Origin of the sequence: Streptomyces sp. NBC_00557, assembly GCF_036345995.1 — a bacterium.
GTDB lineage: Bacteria > Actinomycetota > Actinomycetes > Streptomycetales > Streptomycetaceae > Streptomyces.
On record NZ_CP107796.1, the window covers coordinates 498,118 to 517,555 of the forward strand.

The 19,438-nt window shown below is 74.9% G+C and carries 6 protein-coding genes; 4 read left to right on the top strand and 2 right to left on the bottom strand.

Features of this window, described 5'->3' with window-relative positions; genetic code table 11:
- Positions 1-81: 81 nt before the first annotated feature.
- The gene (locus OG956_RS01780; protein ID WP_330336127.1) at positions 82-11,949 is read right to left on the bottom strand and encodes an SDR family NAD(P)-dependent oxidoreductase; all 11,868 of its coding nucleotides are present in this window, start codon (positions 11,947-11,949) and stop codon (positions 82-84) included.
- A 361-nt stretch (positions 11,950-12,310) separates the two neighbouring features.
- Between OG956_RS01780 and OG956_RS01785 the strand changes: the two genes are divergently transcribed.
- Both OG956_RS01785 and OG956_RS01790 read left to right on the top strand, forming a co-directional pair.
- Entirely contained in the window at positions 12,311-13,519 is a 1,209-nt protein-coding gene (locus OG956_RS01785) for a cytochrome P450 (protein WP_330336128.1), read from the top strand.
- Between the two features lie 46 nt (positions 13,520-13,565).
- Positions 13,566-14,780 carry a cytochrome P450 gene (locus OG956_RS01790; protein ID WP_330336129.1) on the top strand — a complete coding sequence of 405 codons (1,215 nt, stop codon included), beginning with the start codon at positions 13,566-13,568 and terminating at the stop codon, positions 14,778-14,780.
- Between the two features lie 80 nt (positions 14,781-14,860).
- Here OG956_RS01790 and OG956_RS01795 read toward each other — a convergent pair whose 3' ends face one another.
- On the bottom strand, positions 14,861-16,438 hold the full coding sequence (locus tag OG956_RS01795) for an ArnT family glycosyltransferase (protein WP_330336130.1): 1,578 nt from the start codon (positions 16,436-16,438) through the stop codon (positions 14,861-14,863).
- A 797-nt stretch (positions 16,439-17,235) separates the two neighbouring features.
- Here OG956_RS01795 and OG956_RS01800 point away from each other — a divergent pair.
- Complete coding sequence (locus OG956_RS01800) at positions 17,236-18,156, top strand: ABC transporter ATP-binding protein (protein ID WP_330336131.1); 921 nt, start codon at positions 17,236-17,238, stop codon at positions 18,154-18,156.
- On the top strand, positions 18,153-19,373 hold the full coding sequence (locus OG956_RS01805) for an ABC transporter permease (RefSeq protein ID WP_330336132.1): 1,221 nt from the start codon (positions 18,153-18,155) through the stop codon (positions 19,371-19,373). Before OG956_RS01800 ends, OG956_RS01805 begins: the two co-directional genes overlap by 4 nt.
- Positions 19,374-19,438: the final 65 nt, after the last annotated feature.

Below are 19,438 nucleotides of genomic sequence, written 5' to 3' on the forward strand. Positions count from 1 at the left end.
CTCAGCTCCACACTTCGCACTTCGATGCGGTCACGGGGCCAGGGGCGGGTGGTGGGTCGGACAAGGGAGGGAGGAGGGCGCTCAGTCGTCGGCGCCCAGGGCCATCCGGACCAGGTCGTCGACGTCGAGGTCGTCGACGTCCACCTCCGCCTCTTCGGACGCGGCGGGGCCGCCCGCGGCGGGGCCGGTCGCGGTGGCGGGCCGGTTCCCGGTGCGGGGGCCGGGGACGGCGGCGGGCGCCGCGGGGGCGAGGGCCATCAGGGCGTCCAGCAGGCCCGACTCGCGGAAGGTGGTGATCGGGATGGACATGAGCAGCTTGCGGATGGCCGCCTCGTCGGGCTCGCCGGCGGCGCCGTTGCCCGTCGCGGGGCCGGTGCCGCCGTCGTCGCCGTCCGCGAAGTGCTCGCGGCACAGGTGGTCGGCGAGCACGGCGGGCGTCGGGTAGTCGAAGACGAGCGTGGCGGGCAGCAGCACGCCGGTGGCGGCGTTCATCCGGTTGCGCAGCTCGACCGCGGTGAGCGAGTCGAAGCCCAGCTCCTTGAAGGACTGGTCGGGGTCGATGCGGGCCGCGGAGGCGTGCCCGAGGACGGCGGCGACCTGGCGGCAGACCTCCTCGACGAGCCTGCGGTGCCGTTCGGCGGCGCCGAGGCGGCGGAGTTCCGCGGCGAGGCCGGCGGTGTCGCCGGAACCGGTGGTCGCCGTCGCCGTGAGGTCGCGGACGGTCCGCCGGACGCGGGCGAGGGCGGCCAGCAGCGGGTGCACCGGGCCGTCGGCGCCGAGGCGGGCGGGGTCCACGGCCAGCGGGGCCTGGACGGCGTACGGCCGGTCCAGTGCCTCGGTGAACAGGGCCAGGCCCTCCTTCGGGCTGAGCGGCGGCAGTCCGGCGCGTTCCATGCGGCGGATGTCGGCGTCGGTGAGGCCGCCGGTCATGCCGGCGATCTGGGACCAGGGGCCCCAGGGCAGGGACAGGGCGGGCAGGCCCGAGGCGCGGCGGTGCTCGGCGAGGGCGTCGAGGAACGCGTTGGCGGCGGCGTAGTTGCCCTGGCCGGGTGCGCCGAGGGTGCCGGCGACGGAGGAGAACAGCACGAACGCCGAGAGGTCGAGGTGGCGGGTGAGGTCGTGCAGGTGTGCGGCGGCGTCCAGCTTCGGCCGCAGCACGGCGTCCAGCCGCTCGGGGGTGAGCCGGTCCACGACCGTGTCGTCGAGGACGCCGGCCGCGTGCACCACCGCGGTCAGCGGGTGGGCGTCGGGTACGGCGCCGAGCAGGGCGGCGGCCCGGTCCCGGTCGGCGACGTCGGCCGCCTCGATGCGCACGTCGGCGCCGAGCGCGCGGAGTTCGTCGGCGAGCTGCCCGGCGCCGGGGGCGCCGGGGCCGCTGCGGGAGGCGAGCAGCAGGTGGCGTACGCCGTGTTCGGTGACGAGGTGGCGGGCGAGCAGCGCGCCGAGGCCGCCGGTGCCGCCGGTGATCAGGACGGTGCCGTCCGGGTCGAGCGGCACGGGCATCGTGAGGACGACCTTGCCGATATGGCGGGCCTGCGCCATGTGGCGGAACGCCGCGGGGGCGTGGCGGACGTCCCACGGGGTGACGGGCAGCGGGGCGAGGACACCGGCCTCGAACAGGTCGACGAGCGCGGTGAGCATCTCCCCGATCCGGTCGGGGCCGGCCTCGATCAGGTCGAAGGCGCGGTAGTGCACGCCGGGGTGGCGGGCGGCGACGTCGGCGGGGTCGCGGACGTCGGTCTTGCCCATCTCCAGGAAGTGCCCGCCGCGCGGCAGCAGGCGCAGGGAGGCGTCGACGAACTCGCCCGCGAGGGAGTCCAGGACGAGGTCGACGCCGCGGCCGCCGGTCGCCTCGCGGAAGGCGTCCTCGAAGGCGAGGTCGCGGGAGGAGGCGATGTGCGCGTCGTCGAGTCCGGCGGCGCGCAGGGCGTCCCACTTGCCGGGGCCTGCGGTGGCGTACACCTCGGCGCCGAGGTGGCGGGCGAGCTGGGTCGCGGCCATGCCGACGCCGCCGGCCGCGGCGTGCACGAGGACCGTCTGCCCCGGCTCGACGCGGCCGAGGTCGACGAGGGCGTAGTAGGCGGTGAGGAACACGATCGGCACGGTCGCCGCCTGGGCGAACGACCAGCCGTCGGGGATGCGGGCCACGGTGCGGGCGTCGGCGACGGCGACGGGCCCGTAGGCGGAGGGGAACATGCCGAGCACGCGGTCGCCGACGCGCAGCCCGGTCACGCCGGGGCCGGTCTCGGTGACGACGCCGGCGCCTTCCAGGCCGAAGTCGCGGGCCGGGCCGGGGTACATGCCGAGGGCGTTGAGGACGTCGCGGAAGTTGACGCCCGCGGCGCGCACGGCGATGCGTATCTCGCCCTCGTTCAGGGGGCGTTCGGCATCGGGGGCGGGGACGAGTTCGAGTCCGTCGAGGGTTCCCTTGCGGACCATGTCCAGCCGCCAGGCGGGCGCGGTCGTGCCGTGCGGCGGGCGCAGTGCGGCGGAGTCGTCGGTGCGGGCGAGGCGCGGCGTGTGCACGGTGCCCTCGCGCAGGGCGAGTTGGTCGTCCGGGCCTGCCAGTGCGGCGGGCAGCGCGGTGAGGGAGGCGGCGTCGGTGTCCAGCAGGACGAACCGGCCGGGGTGTTCGGACTGGGCGGAGCGCACCAGGCCCCAGGCGGTGGCGGCGGCCGGATGGCGGACGCCGGGCCCGGCGGGCCCGTCCGGCATGACGGCGTCGCGGGTCACCAGGACGAGCCGGGTGGACTGGAGCCGGGGCTCGTCGAGGAGGTGCCGTACGAGGGCGAGGGCCCGCTGCGCCGCCGCGTGTCCGGCACGGTCCAGGGGCGCGTCGTCGTGGGGCAGGACGGCGAGGAGCGTGCCGGGGACGGCGTCGCGTGCGGCGAGGGCGGTGAGGTCGGTGGTGTCGGTGACGTCGGCGGCGACGCCCGCCGCGGCGAGGTCCGCGGCGAACGCGCGTCCCGCGTCGTCGCCGAGCACCGTCAGGGCTGCCTCGGTGCCCAGGCCGGTGGGCTGCGGCTGCCAGTCGAGCCGGTAGAGGTCGCCGGCGCCGCGGTCGGGGCGGGCGCGCAGCGCGTCGGGGCCGACGGCGCGCAGGGTGAGGGCGCCGATGGAGGCGACGGCCCGCCCGGTGGTGTCGGCGACGTCCAGGGCGACGGCGTCGCCGTCGCGCAGACGGAGCCGTACGCGGACGGAGGTGGCGCCGGTGGCGTGCAGGGTGACGTCCCGCCAGGAGAACGGCAGCCGGCCCCGGGCGGAGTCGTCCATGGGCAGGAACGCGGTGGCGTGCAGGGCGGCGTCGAGGAGGGCGGGGTGCACGCCGTAGCGGGGGGCGTCGGGGTGCGCCTGCTCCGGCAGCGCGATCTCGGCGTACACCTCCGTGCCCGACCGCCAGGCGGCGCGCAGGCCCTGGAAGACAGGGCCGTAGCCGAAGCCGGCGTCGGCGAGCCGGTCGTAGGTGTCCTCGACGGCGAGTTCCTCGGCGCCCGCGGGCGGCCAGTCGGCGAGCGGCGCGTCGGGCTCGGGGGCGCTGTCGGCGCCGAGGATGCCGTCGGCGTGGCGGGTCCAGGGCCGGTCGGGGCCGGCGTCGACGGGGCGGGAGTGCACGCCGATCCGGCGGTTGCCGTCGGCGTCGGGCACGCCCAGCCGCACCTGCAGGGCGAAGGCCTGGCCGGGGGCCGGCGCCAGCGGCTCCAGCAGGGTCAGTTCGACGACCCGGTCGCAGCCGGCGCGGGCCCCGGCGAGCAGGGCGAGGTCGAGGTAGGCGGTGCCGGGCAGGATGGCGGTGCCGCCGACGGCGTGGTCGGCGAGCCACGGCTGGTCCGCCAGGGAGAGCCGGCTGGTGAAGACGTACTCGTCGGAGTCGGCGAGGTCGACGCGGGCGCCGAGCAGCGGATGCCCGGCGTCGGCGAGACCGGCCGCGGCGAGGTCGCCCGCGTTGCGGCCGCGCGTGCCGGGCCAGTAGCGCTGCCGCTGGAAGGGGTAGGTGGGCAGGTCGACGACGCGGCCGGAGCCGGGTGCGGCGGCGGTCCAGTCGACGTCCACGCCGTACACGTGCGCCTGAGCCAGCCCGGAGAGCAGGCTGCCGGTCTCGTCCCGGCCGGGGCGCAGCAGGGCGACGGCCGCGCACCGGTCGGGGGCGGTGACGGCGTCGGCGGCGAGCGCGGTGAGCGTGCCGTCGGGGCCGATCTCCAGGTAGCGGCCGACGCCGGACTCCTCCAGGGCGCGCACGCCGTCGTGGAAGCGGACGGCCTGGCGGACGTGGCGCACCCAGTAGTCGGGCGAGGCGAGTTCCGCGGGGGTGGCCGGGCGGCCGGTGACGTCGGAGATCACCGGGATGACCGGCTCCTGGTAGTCCAGGCCGGCGGCGACCTCGCGGAAGGCGTCCAGCATGGGCTCCATGAGCGGCGAGTGGAACGCGTGGCTGACGCGCAGCCGCCTGGTGCGCCGGCCCAGGCCCTCGATACGGGCGGCCACGTCGAGGACGGCGGTCTCCTCGCCGGAGACCACCACCGAGCGGGGGCCGTTGACGGCGGCGATGCCCACGCCGTCGCCGAGGAGCGGCAGCACCTCCTCCTCCGCGGCCTGCAGGGCGGCCATGGCGCCGCCGTCGGGCAGGGCGTCCATCAGCCGGGCGCGGGCGGCGACAAGGGCGCAGGCGTCGGGCAGGGAGAGCACCCCGGCGGCGTGCGCGGCGGCCAGCGAGCCGATGGAGTGGCCCAGCAGGTGGTCGGGCGTCACCCCGAGGGAGCGCACGAGGCGGTACAGGGCCACCTCGAACGCGAACAGGGCGGGCTGGGCGTAGCCGGTGCGGTCCAGCAGGTGTCCCGCGTCGCCGAGGACGGCCTCGCGCAGGGGCGTGTCGAGGACGCCGGGCCCGAAGTGGGCGCACACCTCGTCGAAGGCGTCGGCGAACACGGGGAACGCGGCGTGCAGTCCGGCGCCCATGCCGGGGCGCTGGGAGCCCTGCCCGGTGAACAGGAACGCGGTGCGGGCGGAGCGCAGCGCGGCGCCGCCCTCCTCGGCGCCCGGTTCGGCGGCGGCGAGCAGGCTGAGGTCGGCGAGCAGGTCGTCGCGGTCGCGGCCGAGCAGGACCGCCCGGTGCTCGAACGGCGTACGGGTGGTGGCCAGCGAGTGGCCGATGTCGGCGGCGGACAGCTCCGGGTGCCGGGTGACGTGGTCGGCGAGCCGCGCGGCCTGCGCGCGCAGCGCCTGCGGGGAACGGGCGGCCAGCGGCCAGGCGAGCAGGCCGTGGACGGCGGGGCGGTCCCCGGCTGCGGGCCGGGCCGGTATCGCCGTGTCCCCGTCCTGCCCGGGGGCGGGCGGGGCCTCTTCGAGGATGACATGGGCGTTGGTGCCGCTGAACCCGAAGGACGACACACCGGCGCGCCGGGGCCGGGCCGGGTCGTGCGGCCAGGGCCGGGCCTCGGTGAGCAGCCGTACCGCGCCGGAGTCCCAGTCGACGTGAGTGGAGGGCCGGTCGGCGTGCAGGGTGCGGGGCAGTTCGGCGTGGCGCAGCGCCAGGACGGTCTTGATGACGCCGGCGACACCGGCGGCGGCCTGGGTGTGCCCGAGGTTGGACTTCACCGAGCCGAGCCACAGCGGGCGTTCGCGGTCCTGGCCGTAGGTGGCCAGCAGCGCCTGCGCCTCGATGGGGTCGCCGAGGACGGTTCCGGTGCCGTGCCCCTCGACGGCGTCGACGTCGGCGGGGGTGAGCCCGGCGTCGGCGAGCGCGGCGCGGATGACCCGCTCCTGGGAGGGGCCGTTGGGCGCGGTGAGTCCGTTGGACGCGCCGTCGGAGTTGACGGCGCTGCCGCGGACGACGGCCAGCACCCGGTGTCCGTTGCGGCGGGCGTCGGACAGCCGCTCGACGAGCAGCATGCCGGCGCCCTCGCCCCAGCCGGTGCCGTCGGCGTCGTCGGAGTAGGCCTTGCAGCGGCCGTCGGGCGCGAGGCCGCGCTGGCGGCTGAACTCCAGGAAGGCGGCCGGGGTCGACATCACGGTGACACCGCCGGCGAGCGCGAGGTCGCACTCCCCCGCGCGCAGCGCCCGCACCGCCCAGTGCAGGGCGACCAGCGACGACGAGCAGGCCGTGTCGACGGTGACGGCGGGGCCCTCCAGACCGAGGGTGTAGGAGATGCGGCCGGAGACGACACTGGCGGCGTTGCCGGTGCCGAGGTAGCCGTCGACGTCCTCCGCCGAAGTGCGCAGCAGCGCGGTGTAGTCCTGGCCGTTGGTGCCGGCGAAGACGCCGGTGCGGGAGCCGCGCAGGGTGCGCGGGTCGACGCCGGCGCGCTCCACCGCCTCCCAGCACACCTCCAGCAGCAGCCGTTGCTGCGGGTCCATCGCCAGCGCCTCGCGGGGCGAGATGCCGAAGAACGCCGGGTCGAACCGGTCGACTCCGTCGAGGAACCCGCCGGTGCGGGTGTAGCTGGTGCCCTCGTGGTCGGGGTCGGGGTGGTAGAGGGAGCCGAGGTCCCAGCCCCGGTCGGCGGGGAAGTCGGTGAGGCCGTCGGCGCCGGAGGCGAGCAGTTCCCACAGCCGTTCGGGGGTGTCGGCGCCGCCGGGGAGCCGGCAGGCCATGCCGACGATGGCGATGGGCTCGTCGGCGCCGGCGCGCGTGGTGCGGGTCCGGGCGCCGGCGGCCTGCGGGCCGCGCCGGTCGTCGGCCGGCAGGGCGCGCAGCAGGTGGGCGGCGAGCGCGGCCGGGGTGGGGTGGTCGAAGGCGACGGTCGGGGCGAGTTTGAGGCCGGTGCGCCGCTCCAGCGCGTTGCGCAGGTCGACCGCGGTGAGCGAGTCGAAGCCGAGGTCGCGGAAGGCGCGTTCGGGGTCGGCGGCCGGGGCGCCGGGCGCGTGGCCGAGGACGGCGGCGATCTCCGTCTGCAGCAGCCGCAGCACGGCGGTGGGCCGTTCGGTCTCCGGGAGCGCGGCGAGCGTCCGGGCCAGCCGTACGCCCGCCCGTCCGGCGGTTCCGGTACGGCGCGCGGGGGCGGCCGGGTCGCGCAGCAGGGCCGGGGTGGGCGTGGTGGCGGCGCGGGCGGCGGCGAGGTCCAGCCGGACCGGCAGCAGCACGGCGCGATCCTGCGCCAGGGCGCGGTCGAGCAGGGCGACGGCGTCGTCGGTGGGCAGGGCGGCCACGCCGGCGCGGGCCATGCGCCCGCGGTCGGCGTCGCCCAGCCCGGCGGTCATGCCGCTGTTCTCAGCCCACAGCCCCCAGCCGAGGGCGTACGCCGGCCGGCCCTGCGCCCGCAGGGTGGTGGCCAGCGCCTCCAGGAAGGCGTTGGCGGCCGCGTAGTTGCCCTGGCCGGGGCCGCCGAAGGTGGCGGCGGCGGACGAGAACAGCACGAACGCCGACAGGTCCTGGTTCCGGGTGAGCCGCTCTAGGTGCACCGCGGCGTCCGCCTTCGGGCGCAGCACGGCAGACAGCCGCTCGTCGGTGAGCGTGCCGATCACGCCGTCGTCGATGACACCGGCGGCGTGGAAGACGGCCCCGAGCGGGTGCTCCTCGGGCACGCCCGCGAGCAGTTCGGTCAGCGCTGCGGGGTCGGCGACGTCGCACGCCGCGATCGTCACCTCCGCGCCCGCCTCCTCGAGGGAGGCGCGCAGCGCGGCGGCGCCCGGCGCGTCCGGGCCGCGCCGGCCGGCGAGCAGCAGATGCCGCACGCCGTGCGCCGCCACCAGGTGCCGGGCCACGGCGGCCGCTAGGGTGCCGCCCGCGCCGGTGACGAGGACGGTGCGCTCGGGATCGAAGGCGGCGGGGGCGGTCGTACCGGCCCGGTGGCGGGTGAGGCGGGCGCCGTACACGCGTCCGGCGCGCAGGGCGATCTCGGTCTCACCGTCGTCGAGGGCGTTCACGGCGGCGGCCGGGAGGGCGTCGGCCCGGGCCTCGCCGTCGATGTCGAGGAGCAGGAAGCGTCCCGGGTTCTCCGACTGGGCGGAGCGCAGCAGACCGCGCACGGCGGAGGCCGCGAGGTCGGCGACGGGCTCGCCGTCCCGTACAGCGGCGGCGTGACGGGTGACCACGACCAGACGGGCGCCCGCGGTCCGCTCGTCGGCCGTCCAGCGCCGCAGCACGCCCAGTGTCCGGGCGGTCGCCTCGTGCACGCAGGCGGGCAGTTCGGCGCCCTCCGTGCTCACGGGCAGGAACACCAACTCGGGGACGGCGGCACCGGTTTCGTCGAGGGCGGCGAACATGGCCTCCGCGTCCGCGTACCGCACGGCGTCCGCCGGGGCGGGCCCGTCACCGAGGACGGCCGAATGCGTGTTCGTCAGCTCAGCGTCACGCCTGGGGAGTTCGACCCACTTCACGGCGAACAGATCGTCGGTGAGGGCGTCTTCGACGGCCGGAAGCGGCAACTCGGCGGCCGGTGTGACGGTCACCTCGCCCACGGTGGCGACCGGTGCGCCGGTGTCGTCGGTCAGGTCCAGCCGCAGGGCGCCGTCGGCCAGCGGGCGCACCCGGATACGCAGCGCCTCGGCGGAGGCGGCGTACAGGGTGCAGTCCCGCCATGCCACGGCGACCGACCCGGCCCGGCCGAACGCGGGGGCCGTGTGCAGGGCCGCGTCCAGGAGCACCGGGTGCAGCGCGGCCCGCAGCGCGTCCGCCTGCAGTTCCTTGGGTACGACGGCCTCGGCGTACACCTCGTCACCGGCCCGCCACACGGCGGTGAGCGCACGGAAGGCGGAACCGTGGTCGAGTCCGCCGTCCCGCGAGGCGTCGTACAGGGCGTCGACCTCGGCGGGGTCCAGCTCCTCGGCGTCTGCCGGAGGCCAGGCGCCGGCGTCGCCGACCGGCTCGGAAGGCGCGGGTGCCAGTGCCTCGGCGGGCGCGAGGACGCCGTGCGCGTGACGGGTCCAGGGCCGGTCCGTGTCCGCGTCACCGTCCGCCGCGGCGCCGGTCGGGGTGACCGGGCGGGAGTAGCAGGCGAACGGCCTGGTGCCGTCGTCGCCGGGGGCGTCCAGCACGACCTGCAGCTCGACGGACGTACGGTCGTCCAGGACGAGGGCCTGCTCCTGGTCGAGCGTGGCGACGTGGTCGCACCCGACGCGGGCGCCGAGGTGCAGGGCGAAGTCGAGGTACGCGGCCGTCGGCAGCACGGCCCGGCCGGCGACGGTGTGGTCGGCCAGCCAGGGATGGCTGCGGGCGGACAGCACGGTGGTGGACACGACGGCGGACGAGTCGGCCAGCGTCACCACGGCCCCCAGCAGAGGATGCCCACCGGCGCGTCGCCCGCTGCCGGACGGCGGGTCGAGCCAGTACCGGCGCCGCTGGAAGGGATAGGTGGGCAGCGTGACGTTCCTCGCCCCCGGGAAGAGCGTGGACCAGTCGGGGCTGAGCCCGTGTACGTGCAGCGCACCGACGGCGCTCAGCAGGGCGACCTGCTCCGACCCCTCCTTGCGCAGCGCGGGCACCACGACCCGGGTACCGCCGTCGAAGACCGACCGGGCGAGGGCGGTGAGGGTGCCGTCCGGGCCGACTTCCAGGAACCGGCTCACCTTGCGCTCGGCGAGCGCCTGGAGCGCGTCGGCGTAGCGGACGGTGCGGCGGACGTGGTCCACCCAGTACTCGGGGGAGGTGATCTCCTCGTCGCTCGCGGACACACCGGTCACCGTGGACACGATGGGGAACTTGGGACGGTCGTACGACAGGCTCCGCGCGACCTTGCGGAAGTCGGCGAGCATCGGCTCCATGAGCGGCGAGTGGAAGGCGTGGCTCACGCGCAGAGACGTGACCTTGCGGCCCTCGGCACGGAAGCGGGAGGCGATCTCCTCCACGGCCTCTGCGGCGCCCGAAATCACCACCGCCTGCGGCCCGTTGACCGCAGCGATGCCCACCTGCTCACCGAGCAGAGGCAGCACCTCGTCCTCCGAGGCCTGCACCGCCGCCATCGCACCACCGGCCGGCAGCGCCTGCATCAGGCGGCCACGCGCCGCCACCAGACGGCACGCATCCGCCAGCGACCACACACCCGCCACATGCGCGGCAGCGATCTCACCGATGGAGTGACCCGCCAGCACATCCGGGCGCACACCCCACGACTCCAGCAGCCGGAACAACGCCACTTCCAGCGCGAACAGCGCCGGCTGCGCGAACTCCGTGCGATTCAGCGCGTCGGCGTCCTCACCGAAGACGACCGCCTTCAGATCGAACGGCAGTTCCGCATCCACCGCGTCGAAGGCCGCCGCGAACACCGGGAAGCGCCCGTACAACTCCCGGCCCATGCCCAGGCGCTGGGAACCCTGACCGGCGAACAGGAACGCCGTACGCCCCCGCACCGCCGTACCCCGCACCACCCGCGCATGCGACTCACCCGCCGCCACCGCGGCCAGCCCGGACCGCAACTCCTCCCAGTCCGAGCCCACCACCACCGCACGGTCCTCGAACACCGACCGCGTCACCGCCAGCGACCACCCCACATCCGCCGCCGACCCCGACCCGTCGGCCACGGACTCCAGCAGCCGCGCCGCCTGCGCCCGCAACGCACCCTCGCCCCGCGCCGACAGCGGCCACACCACCACACCGCCACCATCGGCCCCAGACCCGGACCCGGACCCGACAGACTCCTGCGGCACCTCCTCCAACACCACATGCGCATTCGTGCCGCTGACGCCGAACGCGGAGACGCCCGCGCGGCGCGGGCGGTCCTCCGGGGCCGACCAGTCGCGGGCTTCGGTGAGGAGTTCGACGGCGCCGGTCGACCAGTCGACGTGCGAGGACGGCCGGTCCACGTGGAGGGTGCGGGGCAGCACCCCGTGGCGCATCGCCATGACCATCTTGATGACGCCGCCGACACCGGCGGCGGCCTGGGTGTGCCCGATGTTGGACTTCAACGAGCCCAGATACAGGGGGCGTTCGCGGTCCTGGCCGTAGGTGGCGAGGAGCGCCTGCGCCTCGATCGGGTCGCCCAGCGTCGTACCCGTGCCGTGCGCCTCCACCGCGTCCACGTCCGCCGGGGTCAGCCCGGCCGACGCCAGGGCGGCCCGGATCACCCGCTGCTGGGAGGGGCCGTTGGGGGCGGTCAGGCCGCTGCTCGCGCCGTCCTGGTTGACGGCGCTGCCGCGGATCACGGCGAGCACCGGGTGCCCGTTGCGGCGGGCGTCGGACAGGCGCTCCAGGAGGACGAGTCCTGCGCCCTCGCCCCAGCCGGTGCCGTCGGCGGCCTCGGCGAAGGACTTGCAGCGGCCGTCGGGGGAGAGTCCGCGCTGGCGGCTGAACTCGGTGAAGGTGACAGGGGTGGACATGACGGCGACGCCGCCGGCGAGGGCCAGGGAGCACTCCCCCGCCCGCAGCGCCCGGCAGGCCAGGTGCAGGGCGACGAGGGAGGACGAGCAGGCGGTGTCGACGGTGACCGCGGGGCCTTCCAGGCCGAGGGTGTAGGCGACGCGGCCGGAGGCGATGCTGCCGGCGCTGCCGTTGCCGATGAATCCCTCGAGGCCGGGCGGCGGCGCGTCGAAGCGGGAGCCGTAGTCGTTGTACATGACGCCGACGAACACGCCGGTGGGGCTGCCGCGCAGGCTGCCCGGTGCGAGTCCGGCGCGTTCCAGGGCCTCCCAGGAGATCTCCAGCAGGAGGCGCTGCTGCGGGTCGGTGCCCAGGGCCTCGCGCGGGGACATGCCGAAGAAGTCCGGGTCGAAGTCGGCGGCGTCGTGCAGGAAGCCGCCTTCCCGGGTGTAGCAGGTGCCCGGGTGCTCGGGGTCGGGATGGTAGAGGGAGTCGACGTCCCAGCCGCGGTCCTCGGGGAACGGGGTGATGGCGTCGCGGCCGTCGGCGACGAGGCGCCACAGGTCCTCGGGGGTGCGTACCCCGCCGGGGTAGCGGCACGCCATGGACACGATGGCGATCGGCTCGTGATCCCTGGCCTCCAGCTCGCGCACCCGGTTGGTGGTGCGGTGCAGGTCGGCGGTGACGCGCTTCAGGTATTCGCGCAGGCGGTCTTCGCTCACAGCTCGCCCCCCAGGCTCGGGTCGCGCACCACGGCGGACCCGACCGACGGCAGGCCCGCTGCGCTCGGGACGGTAGACAGCACCGGCTCTCCTCAGGCTCGGACACCCACGCGGTCCGCATGGCTTTTCGAACACGTCGAACCCGGTCAAGTCTGGGGGCGGGCAGGGCGTCGACGGCCGCTTGACCTCCGACTCTGAAAAATCCCCTAGTTGCCCGGGGCGGTCCCCCCGGGCTGCCGGGACCGGCAAATCCCTAGAGTTCGGCGGTGTTTGTGGCCCCGGCTTCGGGGCTCGTGCTGCCCTGGGGTCGCTTCCGCCCCCGCCGCCCGTGCGGACTGCCCTGAAGAGAGGGGTTCTTCCGATGACAGCCGTGCCCGATCCCGCCGGCCCCGAGGTCTCCGCGCCGCCCGAAGTGGGCATGGACGGCGGAGCGAGCCTGCTGGCCTGGCTGCGGCGGATGCGTGACGAGCAGCCGGTGTGGTGTGATCCGGAGGGCCGCTATCACGTGTTCCGGCACGAGGACGTGCAGCGGATCACCGCCGACCCGGCGATGTTCTCCTCGGACACGGTGACCCGGCTGTCGAACGGCGAGCGCCAGCCGCCCGGCGGCACGCTGTTGCTGCTGGACCCGCCGCGGCACGGCAAGCTGCGCCGGCTGGTGAGCAAGGTGTTCACCGCGAAGATGATCAGCGAGCTGGCGCCGCGGATCACCGAGGTCGCCACGGAGCTGCTCGACGGGCTGGCCGGCGCGGACCGCTTCGACCTGGTGGAGGCGTTCGCCAATCCGCTGCCGGTGATCGTGATCTCGTCGATGCTCGGTGTGCCGCCCGCGGACCGGCCGCTGTTCCAGGTGTGGGCGGACAACCTGTTGACGGTGAACTGGGAGACGCCCGAGGGGGCGGAGGTCCTCGGCAGGACCGTGCAGGAGCTGGACGCCTATCTGCGCGGGCACGTCGCGGAGCGGCGGGCGCGCGAGCACGACGACCTGATGAGCCTGCTGGTGCGGGCGGAGGTCGACGGGGAGCGCCTGAACGACGAGGACGTGGTGAGCTTCGCCGCGCTGCTGCTGCTCGCCGGTCATGTCACCACGGCGGTGCTGCTGGGCAACATGCTGCTGACCCTCGACCAGGAGGAGGGGGAGCTGGGCCGGCTGCGCGAGGAGCGGGCGCGGATCGCCCCCTTCACCGAGGAGGTGCTGCGGCTGCGGCCGCCGTTCCTGAAGATCGAGCGGGTGCCGACGGCGCCCGTGGAGATCGCCGGGGAGAAGGTGCCGGAGAACACGATGGTGTACCTCTGGCTGCTGTCCGCCAACCGCGACGAGCGGGTCTTCCCCGAGCCGGACCGTTTCGTGCCGAACCGGCCCAATGCCAAGCAGCTCGCCTTCGGGCACGGCATCCACTACTGCCTGGGCGCCCCGCTGGCCCGTATGGAGGGGCGGATCGCGCTCGATCTGATGCTCGACCGGTACGCCGACATCCGGGTGGACCGCGACAGCCCGCTGTCCTACTTCGACAACCGTGTCAACGTCTTCGGTCTTCGGCAGCTGCCGCTGACGGTCCGGCGGGCCTGAGCGGCGCACCCGGGCGGACGCAACCCCCATCAGACGGAGGAGTCCCATGGCCTTCGAGCCGAAACCCCCTGTGATACCGACCGACCGCACCTGCCCCTTCGACCCCGACCCGGAGTACCGCCGGCTGCGCGAGGAAGACCCGATCAGCCCGCTGACGTTCGACATCGCGCCGGGCCGCAAGGACGGCTGGCTCGTGACCCGGCACGAACATGTGCGGGCCATCATGACCGACCCGCGGTTCAGCCACCGCGCCGAGCTGCTGGCGCTGGTGGCGTCGCCGCCGTTCGAGGTGGAGAACTACGACCCGAAGCCGTCGCCGCCGGGTTCCTTCGTCCGCATGGACGCGCCCGACCACACCCGGTACCGGCGTCTGCTGACGGGCTTCTTCACGGTCCGCAAGATCCAGGAGTACGAGCCGACGCTCGCCGGGATCATCGACGGCGTGCTCGACGAGATGGCCGGGCTGGAGCCGCCGGTGGACCTGCTGCCGGCGTTCGTGCAGAAGGTCGTGTACCGGTCGGTGCACTCGGTGATGGGCGTCCCGGAGGAGGACATCGCCGAGCTCGACAGGCACTTCTCGGCGATCATGCGGATCGACTACACGCTGGAGGAGTTCGTCGAGCACAACACGGCCCTGGACCAGACGCTGGCCCGGATCGTGAAGGAGCTGTTCGCCGAGCCCAACGACAAGCTGCTGGGCAAGCTGGTGAAGACCGGGGAGCTGACCGAGGAGGAGCTGGCGAACATCGCCTGGATCACCATCGGCGGCGCCCTGGACACCACCCCGAACATGCTGGGCCTCGGCACGTTCGCGCTGCTGGAGCACCCGGAGCAGCTGGAGAAGATCCGCAAGCGGCCCGAGCTGATGGAGCGGGCGGTGGAGGAGCTGCTCCGTTACCTGACGATCTCTCACATGGGTGCGAGCCGGGTGGCGTTGGAGGACGTGGAGATCGGCGGCAGGAAGATCGAGGCCGGGCAGACGGTGGTGCTGTCGCTGCCGGCCGCCAACCGGGACCCCGAGCAGTTCGAGAACCCGGAGGTCTTCGACGTCACCCGGCCCTCGCGCCGGCACCTGGCGTTCGGTTTCGGCATCCACCAGTGCCTGGGCCAGCACCTGGCGCGGGCGACGCTGCGCCTGGGCTACCAGAAGCTGTTCGATCGCTTCCCGGACCTGCGGCTGGCGGTCGAGCCGCACGAGATCCCGCTGCGCGACAAGGCGATGCACTACGGCGTGTACGCGCTGCCCGTGACCTGGGGCTGACATGCGTGCACGGGCACGCCGGCCCCGTGCACACCCGGGGGCGGTCCCGCAAGGGGCCGCCCCCGGTCCCGTAGGGTGCGCTATCCGGCCGCGTGGTCGTCCAGGTGGGAGAGCCTGGGCCACAGGGTGCGCCACGGTGCGCGCTTGCCCTCGCAGAGCCAGATCGGGGCGCCCCAGTTGAGGTTGTGGACGTCCTCGGCGTTGGTGACGGTGCCGCGCCGCGCCACGTGGGTGAAGAAGCGGCGCAGGTAGCGGGCGTCGGCGCCGACGAACACGACGGGCGCGGAGTCGTCGGTGGGGCGGCCCAGGTCCGCGTAGCCGCGGTGGCCGCTGTAGGGCCGGGGCAGGCCGAGTGCGGGGCCGTACCGGTCGAGGGCGCCCGCCTGGTCGTAGCGGTCGGTGATGATCAGGGCGCGTCGGCGCACATCGGGCGGCAGGGCGCGGTGGACGCGGGCCACGGAGGCGGCGAGGTCGGGCCAGCCGACGCTCTCGCGGGCCAGCCGGTCGGCGGAGGGCGCGGTGAGGCGGTGCACCGGGTACACCGGCAGGACCTGTACGGCGAGCGCCGCGGACAGCACGTAGGCGAGGCCGGTCGCCCACCGGCGCGGCCGGGTGGCGCGCAGCCCTTGCAGGGCGGTGGCGCCGGCCGCCCACAGGACGGGGAAGAGCCCGGCGACGTAGTACGGCCGTCCGTCGACGTACAGGTAGCAGGCGCACAGGCCGGCGAAGGTCAGCCCGAGGAAGCGGTGGGGGCGGGCCTCCCGGGCGAACAGCAGCCGCAGCAGTCCCGCACAGAGCAGTACGGCTCCGGCGAGTCCGGCGGCCGACAGGACCGTGGGCAGGAACTGCGACCGCCCGCCCTCGTCGGCGGCGACCTCCCGCGAGATCACGGAGGCCATGGCCAGCTGCGGCCAGCCGTGGCGGTGCTGCCACAGCAGCCCGGGCACCGCGGTGAGCAGCGCGCCGGCCGCCGACGCCCACAGCAGGGGCCGTAGCAGCAGGGCGCGCGGGCCGGCGAGCAGCAGCGCCACCGCGAGGACCGCCCAGAAGCCGGCGCTGAGGAACTTCACCTGCAGGGACACGGCGGCGGTCAGGCCGAGGAGCGGCAGCAGCCGGTCGCGCCGGGTGCGGACCCAGCGCACCAGCAGCCAGGTGCTGACGGTCGTCAGGAAGATGTCCGGCGTGGCGGTGATGAGCAGGTGGCCCATCTGCAGCATCACCGGCGAGACGGCGTACGCGCCCGCGGCGGCCGTCTGGGCGGCCCGCCGGCCGCCCAGTTCCCGGGTGAGGAGGGCGGTGAACACCACGCCCCCCGCGGTCGCGGCGGCGGCCGGCGCACGCAGCCACAGCAACGAGCCCGGCGCGATGCTGTCGATGGCGTGGGCGAGCAGGGGCAGCAGCGGCGGCTGGTCGGCGTACCCCCAGGCGGGGTGCCGGCCGGCGGCGAGAAAGTACAGCTCGTCGCTGAAGTACCCGAACCGGCGCGCGGTGAGCAGCAGCAGCGCGGCGGTCACGCCGGCGACGCAGCTCACCGGCGCCAGGGCGAACGGGGGCAGGCGTTCCGGTGGGGTGCGGGGGGCCGGAGTCCGAGCGGCGGTCCCGGAACGGCCGGGCCCGCCGTCGGGAGGAACGGCCCGGTCCCGGTCGGTGAGGGGCATCGTGAAGTCCTCGATCCTGTGCGGTGGTTGTGGGGGGTTTGGGGGGTGGGCTGTCGTCCACGCGCCGCGACGGCCGGGATCCGAGCCGCGGCATCAGCGGCCCTCGCGCGCCGGCCGTCCCGGCCCGAAACCACCGTGACAGCGGTCCGGGCCCCCGCACAGCGGCCGTTCCGGCCGAAGCCGGGGAGACGGCCGCCGTCGCGTGGCGGCGCGAGCGCACGGGCTCCGGCGCGCTCGACGCCGTCGCGGTGACGGCGACGCTCGCGGTCGGCGCCGGGGTGACGGCGCAAGCCGCACGGAGCCCGTGCGTTCGCTGTGACGGCGGGTGCCGCACGGGCCCCGGCGCTCGCGGTGACCGTGACGGTCCCGGCCGGCCGCAGTCCCGTCGTTCACCGCCGGAGGCCGGTCGCGGGCGTGCACGGGACGAACGTACGGAAGGCGGCGGGTGCGAGAACGGAGCGTTCCCGTTTCCGCGGGCCGGAGTACGGGCGATTCCCTAGTCTTCGGCGGCATCGATGGCCTCTCCGGCGCGGCCTGTGCTGGGCTGGGCTGCGCACCGCACCGCCCGAGATGCGGTACCTGCCGCCGTCCCTGCCCGGCCGCCTCGCGCAACCGGCGGGGGCGGACGCGAGGGCCGGGCCGACACCCTCCCGGCCCGGCCCCCCGGCCCGGCTCCCAGCCTCCCCACAACCGATCCCCCCAACCCGATCACGGAAAGACGACAGTCGAGTGATGGACCATCAGTTCATGTGCGGCGGAGCCGGCACGCGGCTTCGCCGGCCCAGGCAGGACGCGTCATGACGGCGCCGGCGATCGTCGCGGACGGCGTACGCAAGCGGTACGGGGACATCCAGGCCGTCGACGGGGTCTCCCTGCGCATCGAGACGGGCGAGTTCTACGGCATCCTCGGCCCCAACGGAGCCGGCAAGACGACCACGCTCGAGATCCTGGAGGGCGTCCGCGAGCCCGACGAGGGCCGGATCGAGCTCTTCGGGCAGAGCCCCTGGCCGCGCAACCTGGATCTGCTGACGCGGATCGGCGTGCAGTTCCAGGCGTCGTCGTTCCTCGACAAGCTGACGACGCGGGAGACGATCCGGCTGTTCGCGTCGTTCTACCGGGTCGGCGCGCGGCAGGCCGACGCGATGCTGGAGCGGGTCGGGCTGACCGAGTTCGGCAAGGTGCCCGCGGACAAGCTGTCGGGCGGGCAGGCGCAGCGTCTGTCGATCGCCTGCGGTCTGGTGCACGACCCGGAGATCGTCTTCCTGGACGAGCCGACCGCCGGCCTGGACCCGCAGGCCCGCCGCAATCTGTGGGACCTGCTGCGGGACGTCAACGAGGAGGGCCGCACGGTGGTCCTCACCACGCACTACCTCGACGAGGCGGAGGTCCTGTGCGACCGCGTGTCCGTGATGGAGCGCGGCAAGGTGCTCCGGACCGGCGCCCCGGCGGCGCTCGTCCGTGAACTCGACAACATGGTGCGGGTGAGCGTGGAATCCGGGCTCGTCACGCCGGACGCGCTGCGGGATCTGCTGAAGACCGCAGGGGTGGCCGACGCGACGGTGGAGGACGACGGGGTGCTGCTGACGGTCGCGACCGTCACGCCGGGACCGGTGCTGTCCGTCCTGGCCGACCGGGGCGCCCTGCGCGGCCTGGAGGTTCGCGGCGCCACCCTGGAGGACGTGTTCCTCCAGCTGACCGGACGGGAGTACCGCTCGTGAGCATCGAGGAGACGACCCCGCGCATCGCGGGGACGACGGCCGGCGAAGGCGGCGGCGCGCCGGGCACGGGAAGCGGGGACGCCGGACGCAAGGACGCCGGGACCGGCGGCGAGGTCCCGAAGGGCGACCGCGGCGGTTCCGGGAAGGACCGGCTCAACCCGGTACGGGAGTTGTCCCGGACCATGATCCTGAGCGTGCTGCGCGACAAGGGCACGATCTTCTTCCTGCTGATCTTCCCGATCCTGTTCCTGCTGTTGTTCGGCACGCTGTTCAAGAGCGACGGCACCGCGCACATCAAGGTCGCCCAGGTCGGCCCGGTGAAGGTGCTCGACTCGCTCACCGCCGGTCAGCGCGACCAGCTGGCCAAGGCCGCCACCGTCACCAGGGTGAGCGACGAGAAGTCGGCGCTGGCGAAGGTCCGCAAGGGCGACTACGACGCGCTGGTCGAGCAGCACGGCGGGACCGTCGTCCTGCGCTACAGCGCCGCCGACTCCGTCAAGGGCGCCTCCGCCCGCGCCACGCTCAACGCGGTGCTGGAGCAGGCGAACCTCGCCGCGACCGGCACACCGCCCACGTACACGCTGAGGGCGAGCCAGGTCGAGGACGAGTCGGTCAAGCCGATCCAGTACCTGACCCCGGGCCTGATGGGCTGGGCCATCGCCTCCAGCGCGGTGTTCAGCACGGCGCTGACGCTGGTGACGCTGCGCCGCAAGAAGATCCTGCAGCGGATGCGGCTGTCGCCGATCCGGGCCTGGGAGGTCGTGGCCGCGCGTATCTCCATGACCATGCTGATGGCGCTGACGCAGACCGCGCTGTTCCTGGTCGTGGCGACGCTGCCGTACTTCGGGCTGCGGCTGACCGGCAGCTGGTGGCTGGTGATCCCGCTGGTGATGTGCGGCACGCTGGCGCTGATGTCGCTGGGTCTGCTCATCGGCTCGCTCACCCGCACCGAGGAGTCCGCGGGCGGTCTGGCGCAGCTGCTGGTGCTGCCGATGTCGTTCCTGTCCGGCTCGTTCTTCTCGCTGGACAACGCTCCCGGCTGGGTCCAGGCCGTGTCGTACATGATGCCGCTGCGCTACCTCGTCAAGGGCAGCGAGGCCGTGCTCAGCCGGGGCGGCGGCCTGTCGGACGCCCTGCCGACGATGGGCGGCATGCTCGCCTTCACGGCGGTCGTGACCGCGCTGACGCTGCGGTTCTTCCGCTGGAACGAGAAGTGATCCGCTGAAGGACACGCGGGAGGGGCCCTTCGCCGGTGGACGGCGAGGGGCCCCATCGTCGTGCC

Coding starts and splice junctions, on each gene's coding strand:
- OG956_RS01790 (WP_330336129.1), top strand. CDS start 13,566: ATGGCCTTCGAGCCGAAACCCCCTGTGATACCGACCGACCGCACCTGC.
- OG956_RS01800 (WP_330336131.1), top strand. CDS start 17,236: ATGACGGCGCCGGCGATCGTCGCGGACGGCGTACGCAAGCGGTACGGG.
- OG956_RS01795 (WP_330336130.1), bottom strand. CDS start 16,438: ATGCCCCTCACCGACCGGGACCGGGCCGTTCCTCCCGACGGCGGGCCC.
- OG956_RS01785 (WP_330336128.1), top strand. CDS start 12,311: ATGACAGCCGTGCCCGATCCCGCCGGCCCCGAGGTCTCCGCGCCGCCC.